We start from the raw sequence: 23,692 nt of genomic DNA, 5'->3' as shown, positions 1-23,692 counted from the left end.
GCCATCATGCTCTTTTTTACGGCATGTTTACAACATCCTGCCTTGGTACCCAAGAAATCACATTGCGAGCGACACGATGATGAAGTGGCTGTGGAAAGCAAATCAACCGCAAGCGGAAGTGCTGATGCAATGGCATGAAGCACTGGCTATTCCTTTACTTTCTCCATTGGATGAAGCGGAGCAGCAACGGTTAGTCACCGTCGCCAGCCAGATTTTACAGCAGAAACGCATGGTACCTTTGCAGGGCTTGGAGTTAACCGCACTGATGCAGGCTCGTTTGGCGCTGTTATTTGCTCTGCCGGTGATGGAACTCGGTGCGCGGTGGTTAGATGGTTTTCACGAAGTCCTGATCTACCCTGCCCCATTTATCGTAGAAGACGACTGGCAGGATGATCTGGGGCTGGTGCACAGCGGCCAAACGGTGCAGTCGGGACAAAGCTGGGAACAGGGGCCGATTGTTTTAAACTGGCAGGATATTCAAGATTCTTTCGATCTCTCCGGCTTTAATCTGGTGATTCACGAGGCGGCTCACAAATTGGATATGCGCAACGGCGGTAATTCCAACGGCGTCCCTCCCATTCCCATGCGTGACGTCGCGGCGTGGGAATTCGATTTACACCGCGCAATGGATAATATTCAGGACGAGATTGATATGGTCGGCGTTGAGGGAGCCAGTATGGATGCCTATGCCGCTAGCGATCCGGCGGAATGTTTCGCTGTGCTTTCAGAATATTTCTTTAGCGCGCCGGAGCTTTTAGCCTCACGCTTCCCGGCAGTTTATCACCATTTCTGTCGGTTTTATTTGCAAGACCCCCTCGCCCGTCTGAAAAGATGGGAAAGCCAGCTGACAGAGAGCTAACGGTAATTTTTCATCTGATTTCAATATATTGACGAATTTTTCAACGCTAGCATTTGTTTTTCCAACCGAATCTGCATTTTTTGCTCAGATGCTGAGCAAACGCGCATTTCTACTGAATTTAGCGTTGACAGTTCAGGTGCCTCTGGATATTATGCGCCCCGTTCACACGATTCCTCTGTAGTTCAGTCGGTAGAACGGCGGACTGTTAATCCGTATGTCACTGGTTCGAGTCCAGTCAGAGGAGCCATATTAGAGAAGCCCGATTAAGGAAACTTAGTCGGGTTTTTTGCTTTTCATCGGTTATACCGAAAGCCTGCGCTATTTGAAACAGAAAAATCATACGGCCGGTAAACCCGGCCGCACGGCAAAGATACGCCTGTGAAAAGAACGATACCTCTGCTCGATGCCAGTTTTCACGACGGCGGCGCGACCACTTAGCGACCTTCACACGCTATGGGACGGAACCAGTATGGGAGATCTCCGACGACACCGCGCGCAACTGGCTGAAAGAAGCCTTAGGTAATACCCGCAATCTAGGTATTGAGTTCTCCATTGACAGCATATCCCCATACTTTCAGACACAGTTAAGACGGAACTGACCCGTTAGCATTGGTTGCTGGCGTTGGCATTACCCATAAATATAGGAAGCCCCGGAGCCCGTAAAAATATGAGTATCTCGATGAAAAAGGTGAGAAAAGGACGTGGACAGGCCAAGGGAATACACCTAAATGCATCGCTGAACAACTGGCCTGTGGTGAAACACTTTAAGAGTTTGAAATAAAGTATTATCTTGCTTTTCTGAGCACTAATGAAAGTTATTAAAAGCTCTCGACATGACGGTGGCGTCGGTAAGGTTGTAGAACAATTCGATATAATCGAAGCTATCCGCCTGGGCCATGTCTCTGGTTTTAGAGATTCGATTTCTGATACGTTCTTTTTTTAGGGGCTGAAGAACAATTCTACCACAGCAATTATCCCAGCAGCTGCCACGTCGACTTATACTCGGATCCGGTTATTGTCCCAGCTGAACCGTTGCCAGTCATCGCTACCATACTGACAGTTCTGGGATCCTGTGTAAAATGACGCTTTCCGCAGGTATACGCCGCCAGACGGCCATCAGCAATACGTCCAGTGCAAGTTCACGTGACAGCGTCGGTTTCATTGAGCAACCTACCAAATTACACGCAAAGAAAAGATCGATGACCACGAACATGTAGAGCCAGCCTTGCCAGGTGCGCGTAGCTGCGATCGACCAGACATCTTGGTGATCGTTGATGAAGCGGTACCTTAGTCTGGCTCTCTTGCAAAGTACCGCGCTACCTTTTTCAGAATATCTCGTTCTTCCTCAGCAAGTTTAGGCTGCGCTTTCAGTTTAAGCATCTCTGTTCTCGCCTCTAGTAAACCCACCGAAATAATTCAGGTGATAGCCTGAACGCAGTAGGAATCCCTATCATTTAGGGCAGGAAGGATGTCAAAACTTCAAAACTTCAAAACTTCAAAACTTCAAGTTTAATGTTCTTGGTTAATTTCTTCGAAACTTGCTTTGGTGACAAACCAAAATATCGTTTAAATTTTGAACAAAAATTCGATACAGAATAAAACCCACTTTTATAAGACACTTGTGAAATTGAAAGAGATGAATTTCTTAATAAACTTAAAGCATGGTTCATTCTTACATCTAATAATATTGCTGTGAATGTTGTATTCTCCATTTGCAACTTACGTTTTAAGGTTGCAGAACTTATACCTAATAAGTCTGCAGCCTTATTTAAGTTACACCCCGCGTGTAAGTTATCATATATAATACTATATACACGCTCTCGATAACTTATGTTAAGTACTCTTTCAAGCGATTTGATGAAACCTTGTTCTGATAAGAAAAAAGAAAGCAAAAATATATTGCAGCCCACCAAGAGCGAAACATAACGCGCCTACTTTTTGCCATCGGATTTGTGCCAGCATAGATTTCTTTTTGCAGTAAGCTTGACTGTCATCCTAGCGAAGAGCGCCCCTAACCGCCGTGTTTCTTTCGCAACCAATAACCTATTATCCTGCTTTTGCCAGGCATGCTTACGGCAGCGCCTCGATATTGAGTACAAAATCGGTAAATCCATGTTTGCCAATCTTATAGAGTCAATGCCCTTGTCTGAATTGACTAAAAGAGAGATTTATCCTTTTTGGGGAGACATTATTTGGGCCACCGCCGTTTTATCTGCATTACAACGCGCCAACGATAGATTTAATTCTTCCACATAACCGGGATAGTCCCCCCACTTTGTGACGTTAAATAACGGGGGATCATGGGGCAATAGCAGCGCTTTCGGTACTATTGGCTGCACCGGGCAGGCTTTGGCCAAGTGCTCGTTGCTGCAACCGGATAACAGCATCAGGCACAGGCTCCCGAGCGCAGCGGCTATTAGCCAGCAGCCGCCGCATTTGTTGTTCGATCGCATGATATTTCTCCTCTGCCTGACGCTGAGTTATGGCATTAGTGGTTAACGCCTCATCCAGTGTTTTCATCTGCTGGTCATATCCTTGCAACCGTTGCAGATAAAGCTGATTCTGCTGCGTCAGACTGATATTTTCAGAATTCAGTAATGTCGCGGTCTTTTTCAGTTGAGCAACCCACAGCCCGCCAACCAAAACCGCAAATAGCGTGGCAAGTAGCAGACCACGTTTCAAAACACTGAGCAGACTCATGGATACTGCATCCTCGGCAACTCAAAGTGCGGCCCATCCTTAAGCGTCGTCCAGTCACCGCCCCAGATCACAGGAATTTGTAGTTGCTTCGCCGCCTGTTTCATCGCCGCTGCAACCTGAGCAAACGCTCCCCAATCGTTCCAGGGAATCGTGTTGTTGAACCAAGGCGCCAAATCGACCGCATGACCGGTAAGATGCCGGCTATTGAGCGTTTGGCTCTTGCCATTAAGCACCATTTGCCGTTGACGTGCGCTATCACGCAGCCCTTCGATAACGCGAAAATCCACCTCGGACAATTTGAGTGCCAGGTACACCACCCGAACGAGATCCGGGTGTATGCCTTGTAGATTGCGTTGACTGATTTGACTAAAAGTAAAGTTACCCACGATTTTTCTCCGGACTCCCCAAGAAACGCCGCCACAGGTAACTCAACGCCGTACTCCCCAAGGTGCCAAATAAGCCTGCAATAGCAAAAGTCATGTAATGACTACTGCCATTTTCAAAGCTGAGTAATCCCCCCAAAAGGCCAGTGAAGCTTGAAATAATGATCTGACTTATTATTCCCATCCAACTCCAACTCCCCCTGTGCCCTTGCATATCCATGAGATATCTCACAACACCTCCCCAAGCTGAAAAAAGGCCAATAATTAACCAGGTAATTGCCTGTGTATCAGTCGGAATCTTTAACGTCATATCCCCTCCCCATCCTGTTCTTCACGGCCTTACGGGCCAGCGAACAATCGTGTTTTTCTGATTTCCGTACTGTTTAAACCACTGAGGATCATTCGCCATTACGGCCTCGTCCCTTTAATCTGGCCGTCACCAGCCTTTTTCCTGATAATTTTTCATAGCCCTCCCCATTCGTGATAAATAGATCTTGGATGCTGAGAAAGCAGATAAAAGCAGCAAAAATATAAATCCTGCTCGCTGCCATTAACGGATTCCGTTGGTGTTTTAAATACAAAGAACAAAGAATTTATTTTGTCTAACTGAAGGTTTTCATTGAACATCCATTTTATTCATCCAGGTAACCTCAAGCCCGTTGATTTGAGCTAACGAACATAATCTAATCGATATTTATAGTTTTTTGATACTTAGTAATTGAATTTTATTTTTGTGATTAATTACATAAAGACAACAAACCAACCTCACCATCTATAAGCAACTTAATTAATTATATGTGTAAAATTAAATACTTTATAATCAGCTTGAATAGCAATATAAGAATTATATTACTCTCTATTATTGATGCTAAGCCGCAGTTAACGTCAGAATGACGCAGGCTCAAGATTAATATAAATCTGCGTCTATTGGATTTAGTCATTTATGAAGATAATCACTCTACTCACCCACACTTACCTGATGATAAAAGCAGCAATGAAGTAATATCTGAATCTTCGAAATGACAGAGAAACTCTGTAAACACAGGGGACAAGCGTTCTATTTTTGCACATGTATTTGTTCATATTATTGAACAATTAGTTCAATCGAATAAGAAGGATCAATAAGATAAGCTCAATATCGCTATGTTTAATTAAATAATAAGCTAATTACACTGGCTAAAGAAATATAAAAAAATAGCAGCAAAGCATTACAACAACAACTTATTACGTTATATTTGGTAAAAATATGAAGCTCATCAATATTAACAAACAATAACCAAGGGTAGCCTTACAAAATTACTTTTGTTGCGATATATTGCGGGCATTCTAATTTTAAGGAGGAGTAGTTATGATGTATTTTGTAGTGGCAGATGAAAAGATTGTGTATAGCCTGAAAGGTAGTGTAGAGTTAACGAATAAAGAGTATTTATTATTTATCGCACTGGTTAATCATGCGTCAAACGGTCAGCTAATAGATAGGGATGATTTACTCACTTTGGTTTGGCCAGAAAGAGAGATGACGATAAACAATAACAACATCCATCAACTATTCAGTCGATTAAAAAAGAAAGTCGTTCTAATTAGTGATGATTTTGAATTACAATCTTTGCGAGGGAAATCTTACAAAGTAAACAACAAGAAGAACATGTCCGTTCGTTATATTAATCACAACTCTATCTTTTACAGATCCATCAAGGTTATATTTTCACTATATAGGAAAATTTTTAGACGAAATACTTTTCGGGATAATGCCGACACACTTTAATTATCGCAATAGAGTTAATTGTTTCCGCGATTTTATAAGGTGTTGAGCAGCCAGGGAGATAAAAACGTATGTTAACTTATTATAAGCATTCAAGGGAAAACCTAGGGAGAACCTCCAGTTACATCGCTGATTTTTCGATGATTACCTATAACAATAAAAAGTCAAATCTAGAATGAGATTGGCTAACAGCATTCATTAACAACACCAGACTACCCCATCGCAGTGACAGGATGAACACCACTTGTGTCCTTGTAAATTTATTATCCAGTGTGAAACGTTTAAAACAGAGGGTTCGGAATGACGCCAGACATTAATTCATCTTCTGCCGTACCCACGCAGAGACACCGGAGCTTCAGGAATAGAAACTCTGAGTCCAGTTTATATCAGCCCATAGAGCTTAACGATTTAGTTTTGGCATTAAAAAAGCCGAGACCACAAGGTTTCGGCTTAATTGAACCCATGAGGAAAAACACGGGCGCAAAAAGAGGAGACAATCGCGGTTAATAGGCCACAAAAGTACGCACGTCAGTTTCCATCAATTTAAAACAGCCTTGAAAACGACGCCCTGCCTTAAATTCCGGACTCAGTTCTCGCAATAACTCCAGTTCAAAGCGGCCTGACTCCAGTGAACATCCCACCAGACGCACATCCAAAAAATCAAAATAGCAGCGTAACTGCGGATAAATCGCTTTAAACAGACTTTCTTTGGCAGAAAACGTCAGCGTCAGCATTTTATTAAACGGCAGAGGTCCACGTTGTAATTGATGGTGCTCTGCATCGTTAATAATGCCCGGCCAGATTTCGTCAATCCGATCCGAACCAATCCAGCTTTCTACATCTAACCCTATGCCACTACCGCCGGCAGAAAGGCGTAACGGAATAATTTGTGCCGCGCACAATACCCGGTTGTCATTATGGCTCAGGGTGCCTTGGATGCCGTCTGGCCAGCAGGGCGCGCGGTCGGGGCCGTTTTCCAAATGGTAGTCCCTCGGGCCAAGCATATTGAGTACCTGCCTGGCAACAAAGCGCCCGGCCAGATACTCCGCTCGCCGCTTGGTGACCGCCTTTTGCAGGCTGGGAGGAAAGGCAATGCCGTATACAGCAAACAGATTGTCCTGATAGGCATGGACATCAAAATCACATTTCCCCAGTAATCCCTCATAAGGTGCCTGACCATTTAGGCCGACAGCCGGGATGGAGGAGAAGGCAAAGTTCCGAATAAAAACAGGGTTCACAGGATAATCAGACCAAATCGCCAAAAGGGATTTTATAGTAGTAGCTGAGGAGGATGGTCACAATAAACATGCCGTGATTTATGCCGCGTTTTAAAGATTAATTACCCGTTTAGCACTAAGTTTGCGCTTTGACACCGACATAACCACTTTTATAACATGGCTATAAGGCGTTAAAGTTCGCATAAATACTCTTAATGAAACACTGAATGCAAGTCTGAACGCCAAACGGGCGCTGGATACACACCAACGCCCGTAATTTCTGTTTGCGAGTTACATCCACAAACTCATTAATGGCCAGCCTACCAGCAGTAGCATGGAGATATATAACAGCCCCATAATGCCGCCTAATCGCCAGTAATCTTTGGATTTAACGTAGCCGCAGCCGTAAATAATCACGCCGGGGCCGGTCGCATAAGGCGTTAATACACCCATAATACCGATGGATAACACCAGTAACATCGACAGATGATCCATAGGTACGCCGAACAAACCTTTCCCTACCGCCAGAATGACCGGCAGCATGGTTGCGGTGTGTGCCGACAGGCTGGCAAACAGATAATGTGAGAAGTAGAACACCAGCACTAACGCCGCCACGGTCATTTTGGGTGAGAAACCGTCCAGATGCGTGCTCATGGTATCGGCAAACCAATCAATAAAACCGGAACGAGTTAGCCCGCTAGCCATAACAACTAACGTCGCCAGATTGACCAGCGTGTTCCAGGCGCTCGAATATTGCGTAATCGCCTTCCACGACACCACCTGCAACGCCAGCATTAGGGAAACCGCCAGCAGGCACACTGCCGTCGCATTAATGGCCTTGGCACCGAAGACCCATAAACACAAACTCAGCAATACCAATCCTATTAACGTCATTTCCTTACGCGTCAGCGAACCCATTTCCTGTAAAGCGGTATTGGCCCAGGTAGACACTTCGCTGCTTTTAGTCACGCCCGGTTTGTACAGCACGTAAGATAACCACGGAGCTACGATCAACAAAATCAAGCCTACCGGTAGGAAAGCGAGGAACCATTGCATCCAGCCAATATGAACACCGGCTATTTTACCAACAAATTCAATGCCTAAAACGTTAGGTGCCGCACCGGTTACAAACATGGAAGAACTGATACTGGTGCCGATAACCATCATCCACATCAAATAACCGCCGATACGGCGCGAGGACGGATCGTTGGGGAATGAATCAAACAGCGGCGGTAGGTTTTTCACTACCGGAAACACCGTACCACCGGTTCGGGCCGTATTCGATGGCGTGAACGGCGCCAGCAGAATATCGATGATGACGATGGCATAACCCAGCGTCAGCGTGCGTTTCCCCATAAATTTGACCATATACAGAGCAATGCGTCGGCCTAATCCGGTTGCCTCATAGCCGAGGGCGAAGATAAAGGCACCGAAAACTAACCACACCGTGGTACTGGAGAAACCGGCCAGCCCCCATTTCAGCGCTTCTTTACCGGATTTAAAGCTACTATCGGCCACTTCAGCCGGCGAGAATAGCACCCAGTCGGCAGATAATACGCAGACCGTCACAGCGATAAAGCTTATCGCCGTCGCAGGAATTGGCTCTAAAATCATCCCGACAATCATGGCAACAAAAATAGCAAAATAGCGCCAGGCTTGCGGTGGCATACCTTCTGGTGTGGGAATTAATAACAAGATCCCTAGAACAATAAAGGGAGCAAGGGCTTTCCATATCTTCTCTTGTGACTTCAACATAGAGATACTCCTATAGCATTGTTATTATTGTGTTTGTAAGGTGGACGATCGGGAATATGAGCCAAAAACCAGGTTAAAATCAGCAGATCGGCACTTCCTCCCGGACTCAAATTTCGAGCGATACATTGGGCATCGAACAGGCGCAGCCGAGCCTTTGCCAATGGCGTTTTAATGCCACCGTTAGCCAGAATCTCCGCAGCCTGATGTTGCAGCCAGTACAGCCCCGCCATGCCGCCACGAGACACCACATTGGTATCACCGTTAACCGCCATCAGTTGCAGCAGGGTTTCCAGCAAGGCGCACTCCTGATCTATCCCTTGATTTAACAAGCGTTGATACACCGGCAATCCGTGGGTTAATACGGTAGTAAAGCCGGATTCTGCCTCTCCTCTGGCCCCTGTTAGACCGTGTTGAGTAAACAGACGTTGACCTGCAGTTTGTTGCAGATTTCTGCGTTGTAATTCCCTTTCCGTCAGTCCGCAGCACAGTTGGGCGGCTTCCTGGCAAACGGCATCTGCGCTGATAGCCACGCCTCTGGCGGACAAACGCCCCAGAGCACAGCACAGAAGCCCGAGGGAAAACACACTACCTTTATGGGTATTAACCCCACCGGTAGCCTGGAACATGGCATTTTCGCAGGCTAATCCGAGCGGGCGCAGCGCAGACAATGCCGCCTCTCCCTGCAGGTGCTCAGTGGCTATCCCTTGCTCGATAAAGCGAGAAAACCAAGGTGCAATAGCCTCGGCGCTGCGATAGAAATCATCCAGATTCATATCCTTATGCGCACCGGTGTTAAAGCGATCCACCAACCCCGGCTTCGGCGTTAGATTGACCTCAGCCAATAGCGCGAAATAGGCCAGATCGGCATAGTCCTGTAGCTGAAAAGTCAGCGGGAATGCGTTATCAACAGGCAATAGCGGCATCGAGCATCCACTCCATTTGAACTAACAATTCATCCACTGAATGTGTTCGCTCCCGACCACACACGTTGGCCGGGCGGTTGCACAACAGACAACGACGCGGAGCCAACCCCACATCCCCACGGGACAAAATCCGTCCGTGGCTATCTAACACATCGATATCCCACAGCCGCCCCAACGGGTGCTTCATCTCAAGCAGTAGCGCCGCATCTTTTACCGCTTCAGCGGGTTGATTCAGAGCAATTAACCCTTCACAACCGGTCGGTAGCGGGAAAGCCTCCTGCGCCAAGGATTCCCAACCTTGTTGCCGCGTCAGCTCCGTCACCGTTTGCCATGCCCGCCCAAAAATTCGGCGAGTTAACGGGCTGTCTTTCAACGCCCCGGGGGCAACCACGGTGAGTGAAATCAACGTAGTGCCATAACGCATCAGCCATGCTCGCTGGCGGGCATAGCGTGCCTCCCGGCTAGTTAATAACTCCGGCAGGCTGATATTCCGATTCGCCGCCAAACCCGGTGAAAAGATATCCATCGCTTATTCCTGAATCTGATGCACAACGTCGATAACGCTGCCGTCGCGATAGCGCACCACCGCCACCACTTTGTCGGTGTAAGCAATGGCTTTCGGTTGACCGGTGAGTAGCAACGCTCGTTGATATAACCAATCAATAGTGACGACCTCCAGCCCAGCCTGCTGCAAACGCTCGGCTAGCTCGGGGCGCGCAGGATTGACAGCAATACCATGATCGGTAACCAAAATATCTACGCTGGAGCCTGGCGTAACGCAGGTGGTCACAGCATCAACCAGCGTAGGAATACGCCCGCGAACCAATGGCGCAACGATAATCGCCAGCCGTGCAGCCGCGGCGGTATCGCAGTGCCCGCCAGAGGCTCCGCGCAGCACACCGTCAGAGCCGGTCAACACATTGACGTTAAAATCGGTATCGATCTCCAGCGCACTCAAAATCACCACGTCCAGCCGATCGACAGACGCGCCTTTGGAGCTGAAATTGGCATATTGATTAGCGCTGATTTCAATGTGATTGGGATTTCTCGCCAGTGAGGATGCGGCCATGCGATCGAAACTCTGCACATCGAGCAGCTTTTCGATCAGCCCTTTTTCGTGCAGGTCCACCATGGTGGAGGTGATGCCGCCAAGAGCGAAACCGGCCTTAATATTGCGGCGGCGCATTTTATCCTCGAGGAAGCGGCTTACCGCCAGCGATGCTCCGCCGGTGCCGGTTTGCACAGAAAAGCCATCGTTAAAATAGCCGGAGCCAGCGATCACCTCCGCCGCACGGCGAGCAATCAGCAGTTCCCGAGGATTCGAGGTCATACGGGTAGCATCTGCGCCGATCTTATCGGCATCCCCTACCTGTTCCACCTGTACGATCAGATCAACCCGATCCTGGCCTATGCTGGCTGGATTATGTGGATAAGGAACAATAACTTCTGTCAATAACACCACTTTACCGGCGTAATCGGCATCCACCTTGGCGTACCCCAGCGAACCGCAACAGGCATTGCCTGTGTAACCGTTGGCGTTACCGAACGCGTCGCAGGCAGGAACACCGAGGAAAGCCACGTCGATCGCCAGCTCGCCGGATTCGATCAAATTGACCCGCCCACCGTGGGAATGAATTTGTACCGGTTCTGCTAGCAACCCGCGCGAAATGGCCTCTGCCAGTGGGCCACGTAACCCCGAGGTATAAATGCGGCTAACCACACCTTTACGGATGTGATCCACCAGCGGCGCATGGCACTCACTCAGAGAACTGGATGCCAGCGTCAGATTTTTGAATCCCATCGCAGCGATGGCATCCATCACCAGATTCAATGTCATATCGCCCGCGCGAAAAGCATGGTGGAACGAAATGGTCATGCCATCCTGCAAACCAGAGCGACGAATCGCCTTTTCCAGTGAGCTACACAGCTTGATATCCCTCGGTTTTTGAGCCTGCAAATTGGCTTTAGACGCTTCCCGATAGGACGTGACGGTCAGATTTGGGTTTTGACTTAGGGCATCAACCCGTTGTTGGCGTTTCATGATTAATTCCCTCTTATTCGTCGCGTAAACCGGAAAGCACAGCTCGTTGCAAGACTGCCCTAGCGCGTTCAATCACCGGGCTATCCACCATTTTGCCGTTCAGCGAAACCACACCCCGCCCTTCGGCTTCTGCCGCTTCAGCGGCGTCCACCACCGCTTGCGCATGGCGCACTTCTTTTTGTGTCGGGGCATATAGGTTATGGAGCAATTCGATTTGGCGAGGGTTAATCAGTGATTTGCCGTCAAAACCCAACTGTTTGATTAACGCCGCTTCTTGTAGAAAACCGGCTTCGTTATTGGCATCGGAATACACGGTATCGAAGGCCTGAATTCCCACCGCTCGCGCCGCCTGCAAAATGGAGCAGCGGGCAAACAACAGTTCAACACCTTCTGCGGAACGTTCGGTACGCAAATTGCGCACGTAATCCTCAGCGCCCAGAGCAATACCTATCAAACGAGGAGAAGATTGGGCAATCGCCAACGCCTGAGTAATCCCCTGAGCGGATTCGATAGCCGCCAGCATACCGGTACTGCCGGGTTCCCGGCCGCACTCCGCTTCGATACGTGCAATTTCACTTTCCATATCAATCACATCTTGCGCATCATCGGTTTTCGGCAAACGGACGATATCGGTGCCACCGCGAACGACCGCCTCCAGATCGTCCAGCCCGTAAAGCGAATCCAACGCATTGACTCGAACAATGGTTTCAACCTCCTGATATAAAGGATGCTGTAAGGCATGGAAGACCAAACGGCGTGCTGCATCCTTTTCCCGCAGAATCACCGAATCTTCCAGATCGAACATGATGGCATCTGCCTGATAAATAAAAGCATTACTGACCATCGCCGCATTGGCGCCGGGAACAAACAGCATGCTGCGACGCATTCTTTGCTTCATCTCTGGTTTCATGATTTTTGGCTCCAGGGCAGGTGCGGCAGGTCACAGGCTCTTAGCAAGGCTGTCTCCAAACGGGCGCGAAGTACGCAATCCAACGCCCCTTTATCGTCAATAATCACTTGCACCTGGGTTAATCCCAGTTGATCCAGTAATGCCAATACGCTGGCGCGAATGGCTTCTCCGAACTGTTTCTCCACACTGCTGTTGATCAGCAAATCCACTTCTGGCAGATCGTGGGGGGCAATTCGCACCATGACATCGCTCGACTCCAAAGTGCCGGCGACCGCTTCTCGGATAATTTTCATTATTCACCTAATTGAAATACAGATTTGTTGACCGCGCTGACCGGCGCTTTTGCAGGCTGAGCCAGCAGTCGTTGTAAGTAGTGGCAGGTCGCGGCAGGTACCAGCTTGCTAATGGTGTCCTTATCCCCCTGCGCCAGTAATTTGCGTACCCACGAGGCAGAAATAGCGGTTGCGCCATATTTCAGGCGCTCGATCTCCACCAGCTCGATGGACGGATAAGGTAAATCGGGGGTTTCCAGCCAGTAACTCATATCCCGGTTATATTTGGCGGTTACGGTGCAAAATGGCTCAGTGCCGACAAAGCGGTGAGTTATTCCCAAGGCCGGAGCCAAATATTGACGAAAGATTTTCAGATCGATTTCGGTATAACAATCGTCGGCCACCCCCTGATCTTTTATGAAATAGCAGGGGAAAGTAGCGCGGGAAATCATATATTCCGAACCGGCGTGCACGGTTAAATTGGCAATATCTTTTGTGCCGTTCAGTACCAGTTGCAGGCGATCTTGATAAGGAAAACGAGAGTTATCTTCTTTGACTAAAAATAGATGTAACCAATCGCACTGCGCCGCCGCTTGCCGTACCAAATATTGATGCCCCAAAGTAAAAGGGTTGGCATTCATAACGATGGAACCTATTTTCTTGCCCGGCTGGCGTAAGGTCGAGAGCTGGCGCGCATAGCGAGACAGACGGCAGGAACTGTTTTCCATCAACACCACAATGCCGGGCACACTGGCAATCGGGTAGAATCCACACTGTTTAAATAAGGACTGATTCTCAATTTTGGTGTAGATAAATAAGTGGCTGTGGTGCCGTTCATAGGCCAGGTTGACGAGTTCAGTTGCCAGCGTTAGCGCCAGCCCTTCCCCTCTCACCTGCTCGCTAATGGCAACACATTTAATAATATTCCCAGCAATTCCACCGCAGGCTACCAATCTTTCATCTACTGAGACGGTAATAAACACCTCAACGGAAGTATCAATATTTAAGTCGTTTTCACGTAAAAAATGCGTTATTTCCACAATCCTTTGATGGTCTGAACGCTTAATTATCCTAAATACCCTATCCATAATTTTCTCTCTGGAATAACCATTAAATAACAAATAAAACACAATAAACATATGCAATTAACAGATGAATCATGACTTTTTATTAAAAGTATAAATGCAATTAACGCATTAAAATTCTTATAAATTCTTATTCTTACTTTTTGAAAGCCCTGTTCAGAAATATATGCTAAACATAAAAACTTCTCGGTTAATTGACCTAATTCACAGTTAATTTAGTAAATATAATTTATTTTATGATTTTAATTGATTTAATTAGAGATAATGATTTTTTATTTGCATTAATCATTTAATTTAAATTATGTTACTCGTCGTTTTATTTGATTCAGCCATAAAAGGTGAATAACGTGCTTTCTGGTAAAGCCCATTTTTTTAAATGGCGTGGATTAAAGAACATTGCCTTCCCGCTGCGCATATTTTTAATGCTATTGGTTTTCTCCGTTATCCTGATCGGGGCAATGGATCGCTTTCTAACCCATAGTTTCGAACAATATCTGATCAATCAGGTCAGTAAAATGGCCATGAATCAGGCCAAAATTGTTGCCTCTATGGACTCCGTGGTTTCTGCGGTCAAGCAGCGAGACCAACAACGCTTAGCCCAAATTGTTACACGGCTAGGCACCAGCTCCGATTTTGACTACATTGTGATTGGCGATGCCAATTCCCGTCGTCTTTACCATCCTAATCCGGACAAAATCGGCCTGCCGATGCAGTGGACTAAAGAAGGCGCACTGGAACGCGGCGAGAGCTACATCATCTATGGCAAAGGATCGATGGGGAAAGCCATGCGGGCTAAAACGCCGATCTTTGATAGCGATGGCAAAGTTATCGGCGTAGTGTCCCTCGGCTATCTAATCAGTAAAATCGATCACTGGCGTTTGAGTTATCTCACTCCCCTCACCAGTTATTTTGTTATTATTTTGATTACCCTGTTGTTTCTTGCCTGGTTGTTTTCCAATCATATTCGTCGTCAAATGATGGGAATGGAACCAAAGGAGATCGCGCGGGTACTTCGTCAGCAGGAAGCCCTGTTTGGGGCGGTGTTTGAAGGACTATTGGCGGTAGATCCTGAGGGCAAGATCACGGCAATCAACCAAAACGCTCGTAAAATGTTACGGGTATCAGCCACGCCATATCAATTGGTTGGCCGTAGCGTTAGCGAAGTGGTTTCTCCGGATCATTTCTTCCTCGATCGGGAAGGCGGAAACCGACAGGATGAGTTGTGTACCTTTAATGGGTTAAATATCATCGCAAACCGTGCCGGTATTTGGACTGATGATATTTTTCAAGGCTGGGTGGTCAGCTTCCGCAGTCAGGATGATATTTATACCCTCAGCGCACAGCTCAGCCAGATAAAGCAGTATGTTGAAAATTTACGTACCGTTCGCCATGAACATCTCAACTGGATGTCCACTCTGAGCGGATTATTGCAAATGAAGGAGTTTGATCGCGCGCTGGAGATGGTAAAAACCGAATCGTCCTCCCAGCAGGCGCTCATTGATACCCTGCGCGATACCTTTAAAAACCGGCAAATTGCGGCACTGTTGTTTGGAAAATACCATCGAGCCAAAGAGTTGGGGCTGAGCTTAACCTTTATTCCCGGCTGTCAGTTGGGCATACTGCCTGTAACTCTCGGTGAAAATGAGCTAGCGGCAATCATCGGTAACCTGCTGGATAACGCTTTTGAAGCCAGTCTGAAGAACCCTGATGGAGATAAAAATATTGAAATGTATTTATCCGATGAAGGCCATGAGTTGATTCTAGAAGTCGCCGATCACGGTTGCGGTATTGACCCTGAGCTGCAAGACAGCCTGTTTGAGCGCGGTGTCAGTTCCAAACACTCAGAGGAACACGGTATCGGCTTATATTTGGTCGCGACTTATGTTCATCAGAGCGGTGGCACCATCACCGTTGAGAAGAACCCACCGCAGGGTACTTTATTCACGGTCTTTATTCCAAAGACCTATGATCTCAAAAGCTAGGGGATCCCATGGAATGGCTTAACATTTTAGTGGTGGAAGATGAAACGCCACTGGCAGAAATGCACGCGGAGTTTATCAAGCAAAGCAATTATTGCCGCCAGGTATGGTTAGCCGGAAATCTACAGCAGGCGCGTAGCATGGCGGCACGTTTTAAACCGGACTTGATCCTGCTGGATAACTACCTGCCCGACGGCTCTGGGCTAGAATTCCTGAGGGAACTGGCTCTTGAAGGCAGCAATTTCGGTGTCATTTTCGTCACCGCAGCCAGCGATATGGACACCGTTGCTGAAGCATTACGCTACGGCGTATTCGATTACCTGATAAAACCCGTGGCTTACGAGCGGCTAGAGCACTCTCTGGAACGCTTTAGTCACCGGCATCATGCTTTGCAGGAAGGCGATAAAGTCAGCCAGCGCCAAATTGACGCAATGTACAACACCTACGCCCGGGGTACGCAAAAATCGGTATTGCCCCAGGGTATCGATCAGCTCACTTTGGATAAAATTCAGGCTTTATTCGCCGATAGTGATGCCGAGTATACCGCCGAAAACGTGGCCGTGACCTTAGGGCTCAGCCGCACAACCGCTCGGCGTTATCTGGAATTCTGCTCTGCAAACAATGCGCTACAGGCGGAAATCATTTACGGCAAGGTTGGACGTCCACAGCGAATTTATCGCGCCAAAACGCTGGGTTGATCGCCCTTCCATCCCTCTCCGGCAAGTGCCGAAATCCTACGGACGCCAGAGGGGGGTGCCTCTCCCCTTCGATCATTCTTCATTTTAAATTGTTAACCTCTCAACATTTTCACTAACAATTATTGCCCAAACAAGAATTGATAAGCATGATGTTTATAACTCTCCCAAATTATTACAAAGTTATGATAAACGTCGCGCTGATTGACGACCACGTAGTGGTTCGTTCCGGGTTTGCTCAATTATTATCTTTAGAAAAGGATATTCGCATTGTCGGCGAGTACGGCAGCGCCGCTGAAGCCTGGCAAAATCTGCTAACCACCAATGTTGACGTTGCGGTTCTGGATATCTCTATGCCGGATGAAAGTGGGTTGAGCCTGCTCAAGCGTCTGCGCCAACAGCATCCGCAGTTTCGCGCCATTATTCTGAGCATTTATGACACCACCGCCTTTGTGCAAAGTGCGGTCGATGCCGGAGCCAGCGGTTACCTAACTAAGCGCTGCGGCCCGGAAGAACTGGTGCAGGCAGTGCGATCCGTTAGCGGCGGCGGGCTGTATCTGTGTGCCAATGCGCTGCAAGCGCTGCGCCACATGCCTCAGCAACCTAAGCAGTTGAATGTCTTAACGCCTCGGGAAAAGGAGGTGTTTCAACTTCTGGTCAGCGGCGTTAGCGTAAAGTCCATTGCCGATCAGCTCGCTCTCAGCCATAAAACCATTCACGTTCATCGCGCCAATATTTTGGGTAAGTTGAACTGTGAAACAACGGTCGAACTGGTTCACTTTGCACTACACCATCAACTGCTGACCGCTCACTGACATGCTACGGCTCCGCTCACTGGGGATTTCGCTATTCTTAGCGAGATCCTTCACCCTCAGTTGACTGGCTCTTTGGACCATCAGTTTTTACCTGAGCGATGAGAGCCAGAACGCCACTATACTGCTACCGCAAGGGTTACGTTTGGCGCCGCTGATCTTATATGTGGATAGCTAAACGTTCCTACGTCACCATTTCCGGTAACTCCTCTCGCGCAGACGTACAACCGCTACCGGTGATACTGGTTTGGGGTACCACGGCGATGCTGTATGTCGGGATCGCCTTTAACATCTTGCTGTCCGGCAGTATTTTCTACGGCAGTTTCACCATCCACTGGTGCGCGGATGACACTCTGCCGCTGAATAACTTTACTCAGCTATTAGGTCGGGGCTTCAGCGACGAACAAACTTTTATTGACGGTGAGGATGTGACTGACCGTTCCATCCAGCAACGGGATATTGGTGTGGTATTCCAGTCCTACGCCCTGTTCCCGCATATGTCTCTAGGGGAAAACATTGGTTACGGTCTGAAAATGCTTGGTCGCCCAAAGGCTGAAATTAACGATCGGGTGAAAGAAGCGCTGGCGGGTGTGGGCGGTTTTGCCGATCGTTATGTCGTTCAAATTTCTGGCAGCCAGCAACAGCGTGTGACCCTGGCTCGCGCTTTGCTCCTAAAACCCAAGGTACTGTTATTCAACGAGCCGCTAGTAATCTGGGTGCCAACCGGCGCCTCAGCATGCGCGATAAAATTCGTGAATTGCAGCAGCAGTTTAATATCCCTTCACTGCATGTTACTCACGTTCAAAGCGAACCCTTTGCCGTTTCAGACACCGTATTGGTGATGAATAAAGGCAAAATCATGCAAATTGGCGCTCCACAGTCGCTATATCGTCAACTTCAACCCGCACCGGGGGACAGTTATTTTCTGCAGATTCATCCCTACGGCATGTTCGTTTTAACCGACCAAAAAGCCTATTTGCTCATTGGCCATACACGATGGCCAGCCTTAACGGCGCTCGCAAAGGGATTACAATCTGCTTGATATGCAAAAAAAGGCGGGTTATGGTGCGAAAAATGACAAAATCTCAATAAGTTGCGCATTCTATGAGCAAACGATCGAAATTAACGTATTCCCCTTTGACATCCCCCTCTCACCTCGCTATTATTCGCCCCGTTCACACGATTCCTCTGTAGTTCAGTCGGTAGAACGGCGGACTGTTAATCCGTATGTCACTGGTTCGAGTCCAGTCAGAGGAGCCATATTAGAGAAGCCCGATTAAGGAAACTTAGTCGGGTTTTTTGCTTATGTGTTTTACGTTAGGATCTTTTTGTGCGGTTTATTTACGTTTACACGAAACCCGACGGGAAAATTTAAACGCATCACAATCGCTGAATAATAGTATTCATTATCAATAAGTTTATATATTCCTTCCAATTTAAAATCTAGCATTATGATTAAGCTAAGATAAATCCCAACGCCGAATACATTCATTTTTCTTTAGATCAGAAGCTGGCTATCGCGATGAAACAATAACGGATTGTAATCAAAAAATTCTTTTCTTGATAATATGTTAGCAGTGATTAGAATCTGTTTGATTGCGGATTGGTAGTCATTAATTGTGGTCTCTTTTATCTTACTATTCGTGTCTCTGTCAGCCGGGAAATTCAGCATGCTATGCTTGATATATCCTTAAAATAACGTTTTTTGGAGAGTATTTATGAAGTCTGTAATGATAATCGATGATCATCCCGCAATTCGCGTCGCTATCCGCGCCTTATTATCGCAGAACAATGAATTCTCAGCGATTTATGAATCCGCCGACGGTAATGAAGCGCTGGCAATGTTAAATGCCCAGCCTGTTGATTTAGTGATTATTGATATCGAATTACCCAACTTCGACGGTTTCTCTTTGTTGAAAAAACTGCAACAGCGTGGATTCACCGGCAAGTCGTTGTTCTTGTCAGCCAAAAACGAACAGGTTTTTGCCGTGCGCGCACTGCAAGCTGGTGCCAACGGTTTTATCAGCAAAAACAAAGACATTAGCGAAATACTCTTCGCCGCTCAAAACGTCCTGCGGGGTTATTCGTTCTTCCCATCCGAGGCCTTAAGCCAGCTCGCTGGGCAACCTTCCAGCCATGATTCGGTCAACCGCGCGCGCATGTTGTCTGAACGGGAAATTAACGTTTTGCGTTATCTGGTCAATGGATTGTCCAATAAACAAATCGCCGATGAGATGTTTATTAGTAATAAAACGGTCAGCACCTACAAAACCCGCATTTTAACCAAGCTGGGGCTATCCTCAGTGATTGAGCTGGCTGACTATGCGCATACCCACAATCTGGTGTAGCCAGCCATCTACATGGCTGTTTTTCCTGCTATTTATACTTGTCGCGCCTGCGCTGGCCGCACCGATAAATAGCCGGCTGGGATGTGATACCGGCCAACCGCTAACGTTACATAGCATCGCCAAGAATTACAGCGATGACCTGCTGTTAACGCCAGAAATCGATACGCGCCAATCCAGCCGCCGCACCCTGAGAGTGGGCGTGGTGATCGACGCTAACACCCCTTTCGTCGTGAATCGCGATGATAATTCAATCGAAGGCATCGTTGCCGACTATCTAAAAATAATTAGTGATTCCAGTCAGTTATCATTCCAGATGATCGGATACTGCGATTACGGGCTGGTGCTCAATGCGTTAGAAAACGGTCAGATTGATTTAATGGCAGGAACGCCGATGCTGGCGCAGCCGGGGCTAATTGCCTCCCACGCTTTCTTCACTAACCGTCACGTCGAAGTCCGCAGCAAAGATTGGGACCCAACCCAACGCCGCCATCCTGAAACCGTAGCGATTGTAAATAATGAACCGCTATCACCAGAATTTTTATTTAATTATCATAATGATAATATCGTCGCCTATCCCAACCAACTACAAGGATTATTGGCGGTGGCCTATGGTAACGCCGATGTTTTTGTCGCTAACGCGACCTCAGCCAACTACTTAATCGATCAGCTACAGCTGCTGACGTTACAAATCCGCAATTTCGCCCCCTATCACCCGGCGCCTTATTCCTTTCTGGCAAAAGCCAGCAATCAAAAGCTGATAGACGATCTCAATGTAGTGCTGGAATTGCTGCCCAGCCGGGCAACCGGCGATATTCAACAGCGCTGGTTTGGGAGTCGACATCACTACAATATCGATGCCAAAATGCTGCTCACCGAGCAGGAAATAGACTGGATTCATAGTCATCCGATTGTGACTTATCTGGCTCCGCTCGATCTGGCTCCCATTATATTCCGCGATCGTCGTACCGGGAAAATGGCAGGATTATCTGTCGAACTCATTAATTTGATTGCCCGCCGTACCGGTCTTAAATTTGAACCCGTTTTTATCACTAATACCGGTGAAGGGCTGCAAGATTTCCGCGCTGGGAAAATAGATATGCTGCCCGGCGTGGCAGTTCGCGATGGCCTTTATAACGATGCGCTATTCAGCACGCCCTTTTCCCAGTCATTATGGGGAATATTAGTGCGTGAAGACCGAACGGATATTAATAATGTCGCCGATCTGGCCGGTAAACGCGTGGGATTACAGGCCGGGAGCGTCTCTAATAATATTATTTCCAACCCATTCTTAAATCAGAAAATTAATTTTATCGAAGCGCCGGATACCATGACGCTGGTGCGCTGGTTACAGCAGGGCAAAGTTGACGCTATTTTGAAAAATATGATGACCGCCAACTTTATTGCTTCGCAGGATTTCAAACCCAATATTAAAATCGTTGCGGTCGCGAGTGAAGAGCCCCTAGGTATGGCTTTTGCTATCCGGCCGGAAGTGCCAGAGTTAAAAGCGATTATCGATAAAGTGCTGGATTCCATTGCACCGGAAGATCTGGATAGCATTATTAGCGAATGGAGCGTTTATAAACCCAAACCTGTGTATGCCTCGGATGATTCTATTGAAAGCCAATGGCTGATGCTGTTGCTTAAAATTAGCTCTGCGGTGCTGTTGCTATGCGGTTTATACCTTGGGTACCTGGTATTTAATAAACGGCGTCAAGCCAGCCAATTACATACCCGATTATTACAGCAGGAATCGATCATTAATGCCCTGCCGTTCGCTGTGTTTATCCGCACCGCCGACGGGCAGTTAGCGACCTACAACCGTTACTTTGCCGCCGATCGTGAAGATGAGCTAAAAGATCTGCTTAATCAAAATGGCGACAATGCCGACTGGCCGCTCATTACTCCGCTGGATAGACAAATTGATGATTTATGCCAACAGGTATTACAGGATATGCAGCCGCAAATGCTGGATATTTCAATCGAAATTGGCGGCGAGCTGCGGGATATCTTCCTGTGGATTATCCCATTAAATAGCGCTGAAAAAGGGCTATTAGGCGGCTGGCTGGATATTAGCCAGCGTAAAAACATCGAGCGCCAGTTGGAAGCCGCCAGATTAGAGGCTGAAAGCGCCAACCGAGCCAAAAGTACCTTCCTGGCAACCATTAGCCATGAGCTACGCACGCCGATGTACGCCATTTTAGGGCTACTGGAACTGGAAATTCGTGGCCAACAGCCAGTACAAAAAGAAACGTTAAAAACCGTGTCTAATTCTGCTCAATCGCTGCTTCGCCTGCTGGATGACATTATCGACTCGGCAAAAATTGAAGCTGGCCAACTTAGCGTACATCCGGTTGCGACCGATTTTCGCGCTGAATTCGAGCGGTTGTTGCAAATTTATCAGCCTATCGCCAGTGAGCGTCAATTGCGCTTTTCCAGCTGGATTGACGATCAAATACCGCCATTATTGTTGGTAGATATGCTGCGGGTGAAACAGGTTGTTGGCAATCTGTTGGGCAACGCTCTGAAATTTACCGAGCAAGGCGGCGTTTCCATTGATGTGACCTGGGAAACCACCGCCCCTCAGCAGGGAATAATAAGCATAGATATTACCGATACTGGAATCGGTATTTCCGATACGGCGCAGGCTTCACTGTTCCAGCCATTCAGTCAGGCCAATGAGGGTGGATCGCCGCGTTTTGGCGGCTCCGGTTTAGGCCTGTGGATTTGTCGCCAACTGGTGATGAAGATGGGCGGCGATATTTCTATGGAAAGTGAACTGGGCAAAGGAACCAGCCTGTTTATCACGCTGCCTCTGACGCTGGCGGAACTGACACCGGTGGCAACCGATAATCCACCGAGACTTTCCGCGATGCCGCAACAAGTCAGCCATCTGAATATTTTGGTGGTGGACGACATGGAGGTGAATCGTAAAGTATTACGCCAGCAACTGGCGTTCATCGGCCTGAAGCAGGTAGTCGCCGCCAATGATGGTGCGCAAGCATGGGCGCTGCTGCAAGAACAAACGTTCGATCTGGTCATTACCGATTACAATATGCCGGTAATGAATGGTTTTGAGCTGACTTATCGCATTCGTAACGATGAGCGGCTAAGTCATATTATTGTGATTGGCTGTACCGCCGATGCTCGTGAAGAAAGCGTGTTGCAGTGTCAAAAAGCCGGAATGGATACCTGCCTCATTAAACCCGTCACGCTGGATTCCCTACGTATGATTCTGGCACAGCAAGGTTTTATCACCGCCCAAGTCCCGACTGAGTTGATGCAGGCGGCTGAAGATACGCGCGCAATGCACAGTAAACTCCGCCAGCTTTCCGGTGGCAACGCTGGTGTGGAAAAAGAGCTATTGGCCTCGTTGTTGAGCAGTAATCAGTTGGATTTGGCGCGCCTACAGCAAATTATGACTCAGCTAAGTGACAATCCCCTCGAACGGGAAACAGATTACAAGGAAATTGCCAATCTGATACATCGCATAAAAGGCGGCGTTCAATTTGTCGCCGCGGAGGATTTAGTCGCAAGCTGTATTCTGTTTGAGGATTTGTTATCCAGTCGGAATCATCATGCAATAACCGAACACTGGCCAATATGGCAGGCGTTATTGATACAAACCAATGAGCAAATTGCCAAAGCCGCTGCCCGGTAATTCGGGCAAACGGCCTGTACCCGCGCCTGATAATAACGCCATCACCGAAAGAGGGCGTTTTACCCGTTTAATTCTGCCTACTCTCTATGACGCTTCTCTATAACAAAACAAAGCTCAGCGCCAATCGCCGTTTTATTAATACCCAACCTCCTAAAAAATAGCCTATTTAGCTCTAGTAGCCTTTATCCTACAAAGCTTGTAGGACGTTTCCTATAGAAATCAAAGACGCCTCTCATTCTGCTTGCAGGTCATCCCACCTACACTACGCGCTGATTAACCACGGTCGTTGATAT

Annotated in this window: 20 protein-coding genes, 2 tRNA genes and 5 pseudogenes; 13 read left to right on the top strand and 14 right to left on the bottom strand. The window is 47.6% G+C overall.

Going from position 1 to position 23,692, the window contains the following annotated elements:
- The first annotated feature begins 76 nt into the window (after window positions 1-76).
- The 3 genes and pseudogenes from mtfA to PL78_RS20915 all read left to right on the top strand — a co-directional run.
- Window positions 77-859, top strand: a complete 783-nt coding sequence (gene mtfA, locus PL78_RS17445) for a DgsA anti-repressor MtfA (protein ID WP_064517565.1) — start codon at window positions 77-79, stop codon at window positions 857-859.
- A gap of 171 nt (window positions 860-1,030) precedes the next feature.
- Window positions 1,031-1,106, top strand: a tRNA-Asn gene (locus PL78_RS17440).
- A 461-nt stretch (window positions 1,107-1,567) separates the two neighbouring features.
- Window positions 1,568-1,627 (top strand): annotated as a pseudogene (locus PL78_RS20915) (hypothetical protein); the annotation flags it as partial.
- Between the two features lie 50 nt (window positions 1,628-1,677).
- On the opposite strand, the pseudogene PL78_RS20025 reads toward PL78_RS20915, so the two are convergent.
- The 6 genes and pseudogenes from PL78_RS20025 to PL78_RS17420 all read right to left on the bottom strand — a co-directional run.
- A pseudogene (locus PL78_RS20025) lies at window positions 1,678-2,260 on the bottom strand (DDE-type integrase/transposase/recombinase); the annotation flags it as partial.
- An 86-nt stretch (window positions 2,261-2,346) separates the two neighbouring features.
- Window positions 2,347-2,571, bottom strand: a complete 225-nt coding sequence (locus PL78_RS21135; RefSeq protein ID WP_420822913.1) for a helix-turn-helix domain-containing protein — start codon at window positions 2,569-2,571, stop codon at window positions 2,347-2,349.
- A 456-nt stretch (window positions 2,572-3,027) separates the two neighbouring features.
- The gene (lysC, locus tag PL78_RS21130; RefSeq protein ID WP_420822912.1) at window positions 3,028-3,246 is read right to left on the bottom strand and encodes an Rz1-like lysis system protein LysC; all 219 of its coding nucleotides are present in this window, start codon (window positions 3,244-3,246) and stop codon (window positions 3,028-3,030) included.
- Window positions 3,158-3,559, bottom strand: a complete 402-nt coding sequence (locus tag PL78_RS17430; RefSeq protein WP_064517562.1) for a DUF2570 domain-containing protein — start codon at window positions 3,557-3,559, stop codon at window positions 3,158-3,160. Before PL78_RS17430 ends, lysC begins: the two co-directional genes overlap by 89 nt.
- The gene (locus tag PL78_RS17425) at window positions 3,556-3,945 is read right to left on the bottom strand and encodes a M15 family metallopeptidase (RefSeq protein WP_064517560.1); all 390 of its coding nucleotides are present in this window, start codon (window positions 3,943-3,945) and stop codon (window positions 3,556-3,558) included. The genes PL78_RS17430 and PL78_RS17425 overlap by 4 nt, the downstream gene beginning before the upstream one ends.
- Window positions 3,938-4,252, bottom strand: a complete 315-nt coding sequence (locus PL78_RS17420) for a phage holin family protein (RefSeq protein ID WP_064517557.1) — start codon at window positions 4,250-4,252, stop codon at window positions 3,938-3,940. Before PL78_RS17420 ends, PL78_RS17425 begins: the two co-directional genes overlap by 8 nt.
- Before the next feature lie 1,038 nt (window positions 4,253-5,290).
- Between PL78_RS17420 and PL78_RS17415 the strand changes: the two genes are divergently transcribed.
- On the top strand, window positions 5,291-5,707 hold the full coding sequence (locus tag PL78_RS17415; RefSeq protein ID WP_064517554.1) for a helix-turn-helix domain-containing protein: 417 nt from the start codon (window positions 5,291-5,293) through the stop codon (window positions 5,705-5,707).
- 500 nt (window positions 5,708-6,207) lie between these two features.
- On the opposite strand, the gene PL78_RS17410 is transcribed toward PL78_RS17415, so the two are convergent.
- The 8 genes from PL78_RS17410 to citC all read right to left on the bottom strand — a co-directional run bounded on the left by PL78_RS17410 (window position 6,208) and on the right by citC (window position 13,910).
- Window positions 6,208-6,942, bottom strand: a complete 735-nt coding sequence (locus PL78_RS17410) for a 4'-phosphopantetheinyl transferase family protein (RefSeq protein WP_064517552.1) — start codon at window positions 6,940-6,942, stop codon at window positions 6,208-6,210.
- A 270-nt stretch (window positions 6,943-7,212) separates the two neighbouring features.
- Window positions 7,213-8,676 carry an anion permease gene (locus PL78_RS17405; RefSeq protein ID WP_064517549.1) on the bottom strand — a complete coding sequence of 488 codons (1,464 nt, stop codon included), beginning with the start codon at window positions 8,674-8,676 and terminating at the stop codon, window positions 7,213-7,215.
- Window positions 8,670-9,599 carry a triphosphoribosyl-dephospho-CoA synthase CitG gene (citG, locus tag PL78_RS17400; RefSeq protein WP_064517545.1) on the bottom strand — a complete coding sequence of 310 codons (930 nt, stop codon included), beginning with the start codon at window positions 9,597-9,599 and terminating at the stop codon, window positions 8,670-8,672. Before citG ends, PL78_RS17405 begins: the two co-directional genes overlap by 7 nt.
- The gene (gene citX, locus PL78_RS17395) at window positions 9,580-10,125 is read right to left on the bottom strand and encodes a citrate lyase holo-[acyl-carrier protein] synthase (RefSeq protein WP_064517540.1); all 546 of its coding nucleotides are present in this window, start codon (window positions 10,123-10,125) and stop codon (window positions 9,580-9,582) included. Before citX ends, citG begins: the two co-directional genes overlap by 20 nt.
- Window positions 10,126-10,128: 3 nt before the next feature.
- A complete protein-coding gene (citF, locus tag PL78_RS17390; RefSeq protein ID WP_064517537.1) occupies window positions 10,129-11,640 on the bottom strand; it encodes a citrate lyase subunit alpha in 1,512 nt (503 codons plus the stop codon).
- Between the two features lie 13 nt (window positions 11,641-11,653).
- A complete protein-coding gene (locus PL78_RS17385) occupies window positions 11,654-12,550 on the bottom strand; it encodes an aldolase/citrate lyase family protein (RefSeq protein ID WP_064517534.1) in 897 nt (298 codons plus the stop codon).
- Entirely contained in the window at window positions 12,547-12,843 is a 297-nt protein-coding gene (citD, locus tag PL78_RS17380; protein WP_064517531.1) for a citrate lyase acyl carrier protein, read from the bottom strand. The genes PL78_RS17385 and citD overlap by 4 nt, the downstream gene beginning before the upstream one ends.
- Window positions 12,843-13,910 (bottom strand): [citrate (pro-3S)-lyase] ligase, encoded by a 1,068-nt coding sequence (gene citC / locus PL78_RS17375; protein WP_064518541.1) that lies wholly within the window; start codon window positions 13,908-13,910, stop codon window positions 12,843-12,845. Before citC ends, citD begins: the two co-directional genes overlap by 1 nt.
- 344 nt (window positions 13,911-14,254) lie before the next feature.
- Between citC and dpiB the strand changes: the two genes are divergently transcribed.
- The 9 genes and pseudogenes from dpiB (at window position 14,255) to PL78_RS17330 (ending at window position 23,399) form a co-directional block, all read left to right on the top strand.
- Window positions 14,255-15,889, top strand: a complete 1,635-nt coding sequence (gene dpiB, locus PL78_RS17370; RefSeq protein WP_071925612.1) for a sensor histidine kinase DpiB — start codon at window positions 14,255-14,257, stop codon at window positions 15,887-15,889.
- A gap of 8 nt (window positions 15,890-15,897) precedes the next feature.
- A complete protein-coding gene (gene dpiA, locus PL78_RS17365; protein WP_064517528.1) occupies window positions 15,898-16,584 on the top strand; it encodes a two-component response regulator DpiA in 687 nt (228 codons plus the stop codon).
- 182 nt (window positions 16,585-16,766) lie between these two features.
- Window positions 16,767-17,396 (top strand): response regulator transcription factor, encoded by a 630-nt coding sequence (locus tag PL78_RS17360; RefSeq protein WP_064518533.1) that lies wholly within the window; start codon window positions 16,767-16,769, stop codon window positions 17,394-17,396.
- Between the two features lies 1 nt (window position 17,397).
- Window positions 17,398-17,556, top strand: a pseudogene (locus PL78_RS20845) (MASE1 sensor histidine kinase); the annotation flags it as partial.
- Window positions 17,555-17,794: pseudogene (locus tag PL78_RS20840) on the top strand (iron ABC transporter permease); the annotation flags it as partial. The pseudogenes PL78_RS20845 and PL78_RS20840, both read left to right, overlap by 2 nt.
- A pseudogene (locus tag PL78_RS17355) lies at window positions 17,789-18,360 on the top strand (ATP-binding cassette domain-containing protein); the annotation flags it as partial. The pseudogenes PL78_RS20840 and PL78_RS17355, both read left to right, overlap by 6 nt.
- Before the next feature lie 217 nt (window positions 18,361-18,577).
- A tRNA-Asn gene (locus PL78_RS17345) sits at window positions 18,578-18,653 on the top strand.
- Between the two features lie 458 nt (window positions 18,654-19,111).
- On the top strand, window positions 19,112-19,741 hold the full coding sequence (locus PL78_RS17335) for a response regulator (RefSeq protein ID WP_064517517.1): 630 nt from the start codon (window positions 19,112-19,114) through the stop codon (window positions 19,739-19,741).
- Window positions 19,716-23,399 carry an ATP-binding protein gene (locus tag PL78_RS17330; protein ID WP_084414348.1) on the top strand — a complete coding sequence of 1,228 codons (3,684 nt, stop codon included), beginning with the start codon at window positions 19,716-19,718 and terminating at the stop codon, window positions 23,397-23,399. Before PL78_RS17335 ends, PL78_RS17330 begins: the two co-directional genes overlap by 26 nt.
- Window positions 23,400-23,692 lie beyond the last annotated feature (293 nt).

This window comes from Yersinia entomophaga, assembly GCF_001656035.1.
GTDB classification, from domain to species: Bacteria; Pseudomonadota; Gammaproteobacteria; order Enterobacterales; family Enterobacteriaceae; genus Yersinia; species Yersinia entomophaga.
Note: the sequence above shows the minus strand (reverse complement) of the source record. Positions and strands in the feature narration are given on the sequence as shown.